This window comes from uncultured Bacteroides sp. (assembly GCF_949298305.1).
Lineage (GTDB): Bacteria > Bacteroidota > Bacteroidia > Bacteroidales > Bacteroidaceae > Bacteroides.
The window spans coordinates 1-2355 of record NZ_CASFWU010000163.1 but is presented as its reverse complement, the minus strand read 5'-3'; the positions used below and the strand labels follow the sequence as shown (position 1 = coordinate 2355).

At 53.2% G+C, this 2355-nt stretch carries 4 protein-coding genes; all 4 read right to left on the bottom strand.

Features of this window, described 5'->3' with window-relative positions:
• Positions 1-671 (bottom strand): DUF2975 domain-containing protein (locus Q1Y74_RS13920; RefSeq protein ID WP_300814890.1); only part of this gene is annotated, 671 nt, incomplete at its 3' end.
• Entirely contained in the window at positions 668-1462 is a 795-nt protein-coding gene (locus tag Q1Y74_RS13915; RefSeq protein WP_300814889.1) for a type II CAAX endopeptidase family protein, read from the bottom strand. The genes Q1Y74_RS13920 and Q1Y74_RS13915, both read right to left, overlap by 4 nt.
• Positions 1463-1531: 69 nt before the next feature.
• A complete protein-coding gene (locus Q1Y74_RS13910) occupies positions 1532-2050 on the bottom strand; it encodes a DUF3836 domain-containing protein (protein WP_300814891.1) in 519 nt (172 codons plus the stop codon).
• Positions 2051-2162: 112 nt separating this feature from the next.
• On the bottom strand, positions 2163-2355 hold a 193-nt coding region (locus tag Q1Y74_RS13905), incomplete at its 5' end, for a hypothetical protein (RefSeq protein ID WP_300814888.1).

Below are 2355 nucleotides of genomic sequence, written 5' to 3'. Positions count from 1 at the left end.
TCCTGCTCCTCCTTCATCTTCAGCCCGATGGCAAAGACTTCGGCCACAATGAGGGATATCAGTCCCAGCAGCAGGTTGGTTACTTTGGCCGAATCGGGAAGCGCCAGGTCGTAGGCCTCCAGCGCGAAAACCTCGCGCAGGTTGCACAGCGCCATGTATTCGGGCAACAGGACACAAACAAAACCTACGATGAGCAGAATGCCCAAACGGCGCAGGCGACGGACGTTGCGCCAGTTGAAGATGTCCGAACGGTTGACCGACACCACGATGCGGATGAACAGCACCAGCGCCCAGACATTGGCCACCAGCACCAGGAAGCCCATTACGGTGGAAGCCACCTTCTGCCAGGCGGGCGTATCCACCGGCACGCTGACCATCAGGTTTGAGTAGGCCATCGGGACGTAGCGGCCCGTCTTCTCGTTGCGTATCGAGTCGGTGAAAAGTTCCCCTTCGCTCCCGCCCAGGAACTTGGGGAACAAAGAGACCGTCCGCATGTTGTTCACCTCATCCAGCTTGGCGCTGTTTCCTTCTTCCACTATCTCCTGGGCGGCATCCATTCCCATCTGGACGCCCTTCGTCATGCCCAGCCCCATGTAGTAGAGCGACATGCCCACCGACCAGCCCATCACCAGCAGGACGATGGCGCAAAGTATGTTCAGCCTTCTTTTCATAGCTTACTGTCTGTTATATTCGTTGCAAAAAGTTGATAAGCGTTCAGTTTCTTCACCGAAAGGAGGAACAGGACAAGCGACACAACCGCCATGGCCACCACCAGTGGCGTACCCAACAATTCGGTCATACTTTCGACCTCGGGATAGTTCAGACCGATGTAAACTGCGAAGCTATTGTTCAGAATATGAATCAGGATGCAGGCCACCAGACTTCGCGTGCGCCAGTAGAGCCAGGCCAGCAGAATGCCCGTCAAGAAGGCACCGGCCACCTGTGCGGGATTGATATGGAACACGCCGAACACCAGACCCGACAACAGGATAGCCTTGGCCGGTGTGTACTTCTGCAACAGTACCTTCGTAATGGCACCGCGGAAAAGAAGTTCTTCCAGCACGGGCCCCAGCACGGCGACGCAAAGGATGCCCAGCCAGCCGGACTGCAACGTGTCGAACGTCTGCTTCATCAGGTCGGGCAGGAACGTCAGCCGCGACACCGCTTCGTTCGTCAGGAAGATGCTCGTCACGCCTGCCACCACGCTCCATGTCAGGCAAGAGGGGGTAGTCAGCGAATACATCCGTCCGTCGTCGGCCAGATAATTCTTTTTCCAAAGATACCATGTCATATAAACCATTCCCAACAACAGGGCAGGCGCCATCATCAGGCGTCGGGCCGCTTCGGGATCCAAACTTCCGGTTGTGAAGTAAACGTACAACACCGCTATCGGGCCGGCAGTCAGCGTGCCCAATATCTGCATCAGGAAGTAAATCAAGACCAGTTTGATAGCTGTTTTCATCGTTGTCTTTTTTTATATTTTACAAAGATACGTCAAGTTGAGTGTCGGGGCAAAGAAAAGCGGGCGTTTTTACTTCCCGGCCAGCAGGCTAGCATTGTCCCCGTTCTGCAAGGGGTGTTCCGCCAGCAGGTTCCAGTTCCGGTCGCGGCTGTCCCATTCGTAGGCCAGATAGGTGATGCCCATGCCGTCCTGCAGGTAGACCACCTTCTGCTTCACGTCCGTGTAGCCGGCTTCCTTCGCGTTCCAGAGGGCCAGCTCCATTTCCGTCCCGCCGGCCTCATAGGTGTAGTTCAGGCAATAGCTGCGCTCATAGACCTGACGGATGACGTCCCACTTGAACACTTCCTTGCGGATGAGGCGGTTCTCGGCGTCGTAGTCGAAGCCGTACATCAGGTGTTGCTTCAGGTACTTGCCGTCCTCCACCTTATAGACGGTTTGCGCCGTCATCTGTCCGTTCTCCACCTTCGTATTGTACGCAAAGTCCGGTCCGTCGTTTGCACCCGTTACGTTAATCAATCCCGTTACTGCCATCATCACTGTCATTACCAAAGTTTTCATATTCTTTTCTGTTTTAAAGTTGTTGTTAATTCCTTAAGTTTCGCAAGTTTATTAATCGGTTGTAGTTAAGAAGTTAAGAAGTTAAGTAGTTAAGCCAATACCTTTGTGAAGATATGCCGGCCATACACTTGAACTATCGGCTTTAACTCCTAAGCCCACCTGGGTAGGGGTCTCTCCCCTTCGGGGGGAGTTGGAGGGGGCTTCCTTTTAACTCCTTTAACTCCTGCAAGTTTGGCACTTGCGAAACTTGAGTTAATTCGGTTCCCAATTTCGTTTCTCGATAATCATTTATCGTTTTTCGATATGCAAAGGAAATACTATTTGAGGAAACAGCC

What these genes read in the sequence shown, in the direction of transcription:
- Q1Y74_RS13915 (WP_300814889.1), bottom strand. Translation starts at nt 1,462, where the DNA reads ATGAAAACAGCTATCAAACTGGTCTTGATTTACTTCCTGATGCAGATA.